Annotated in this window: 2 protein-coding genes; both read left to right on the forward strand. The window is 59.2% G+C overall.

Annotated elements, in window-relative coordinates; translation table 11 throughout:
• Positions 1 to 430 precede the first annotated feature (430 nt).
• Complete coding sequence (locus tag LB541_RS28470) at positions 431 to 697, forward strand: type II toxin-antitoxin system ParD family antitoxin (RefSeq protein ID WP_140501644.1); 267 nt, start codon at positions 431 to 433, stop codon at positions 695 to 697.
• A gap of 3 nt (positions 698 to 700) precedes the next feature.
• The gene (locus LB541_RS28475) at positions 701 to 1,012 is read left to right on the forward strand and encodes a type II toxin-antitoxin system RelE/ParE family toxin (RefSeq protein WP_140501646.1); all 312 of its coding nucleotides are present in this window, start codon (positions 701 to 703) and stop codon (positions 1,010 to 1,012) included.
• The last annotated feature ends 246 nt before the right edge of the window (positions 1,013 to 1,258 follow it).

Genomic DNA, 1,258 nt, shown 5'->3' on the forward strand with positions numbered 1-1,258 from the left:
AGCCAAGCCAAGCCAAGCCAAGCCAAGCCAAGCCAAAGCGTTCAGGGCCAAGCCTCGGTCGTTCCATGCCTCGGGGCCAAGACGAGCTCTCAGCTCGCGCGGCGGAAAATTGGGCTTCCCAGAGCCGAGGCCAGCCTCGAAAATGCAAAATGGATTCAGCCGGCAGGATTCCATCTCAGCCGGCTTCAGCGCCAGCTGTCCCGGCGGGATCGCGAGGAGCAGATCCCACCTATCGGCTGCAGGCGCGATCCCCGATCGCGACGGCCCGACTGAGGCGATATCTCGGTTATGCCGAATCAAGCGATCCGAACCTGTCTGCGAGACAATCGGACCAAAATGCAGGTTGGTCGACGTCGGTCGAAATTGCTAATATCTGACATCTATTGCTAAATCCGTGCCGTGATCCCATGTCTCTTTCCGGGAGGTTGTCATGCCCAACTACGCTCTGAACGACCACTATGAGCGCTTCATCAGGAAACAGCTCGAATCAGGTCGCTACAACAATGCCAGCGAGGTTGTTCGCGCCGGCCTGCGCATGCTCGAGGATTTCGAGGCGGAGCGGGAAAGATGGCTGCGCGAGGAAATTCCGGGCCGCTTGGCCGAGCTCCAGCAGGATCCAGCTAAAGGAATTCCGGCCGATGTGGTTTTTTCTCGGCTGGAGGCGCGCCATCGCGCGAAACAGGCGAAAGCCAAGTAGGGGATGGTCTATCGGATCGTCTTTCATCCCGCCGCACAAGCCGAACTCGAACGGCTCTATGACGACATAGCCGAGCGCGCATCGCCGGCGATCGCCTGGAATTTCGTCGCGGGTATTCAAGACCATTGTCTCGGTCTATCGACTTTTCCACAGCGTGGCACCGAGCGGCGCGAGATCATGCCCGGACTGCGGATCATCGGCTACCGACGGGCGGTCAGCATTGCCTTTGCGGTCGAGGGCGAGCAGGTGCTGATCCTGGGCATCTTCTACGCAGGCCGGAACATCACACCGGAATTGCTGGAGGATCGCCGCTGAAAGCCGCTCTGGCAAGATCCGCGGCCGTCGGGCGGACAGCGATTTTCAAAGCGAGGCATACGGTCCGAAGCGAGCATCCCAGGCGCGACCAAGCGCAAAAAGCGATGTGGAAACTCAGCCTAGCCAACTCACGAATTTCGACCCTGCGGATATCTCCACCAGAAATCGAAAAAACTTCTTGGATCGGTGTTGACAGTTTGTCGGGGTGGCGACTATATACGCCTCACGAACGAGGGCGGTGCGCCG

Source organism: Mesorhizobium sp. BR1-1-15 (assembly GCF_020165475.1).
In the GTDB taxonomy this organism is placed as follows: Bacteria; Pseudomonadota; Alphaproteobacteria; order Rhizobiales; family Rhizobiaceae; genus Mesorhizobium.